A 206-nucleotide genomic window follows, 5' to 3' on the forward strand; every position below is an offset into this window, starting at 1 on the left:
CCGTGTGGTCAATGTTGTCAAAAAATCCGCAGATATCGCCCTCTATGAACCATTTTACACCTGTGAAAGTGCCTTGTATCTGCTGCAAAGCTGTGTGGCAGCTTCGGTTCGGACGGAACCCGTGTGACAAGTTGGAAAATGTCGGCTCATAAATGCTCTCTAATATCAGCCGCACGACTTCCTGCACCAGCTTATCGTCAAAGGAT

Annotated in this window: 1 protein-coding gene; it reads right to left on the minus strand. The window is 48.1% G+C overall.

Features of this window, described 5'->3' with window-relative positions; genetic code table 11:
• Positions 1-206, minus strand: a 206-nt coding sequence (locus HJV72_RS19635) for a reverse transcriptase/maturase family protein (protein WP_208073572.1), incomplete at both ends; no start/stop codon positions are given.

This window comes from Extibacter sp. GGCC_0201, assembly GCF_017566055.1.
Taxonomy (GTDB): Bacteria; Bacillota; Clostridia; order Lachnospirales; family Lachnospiraceae; genus Extibacter.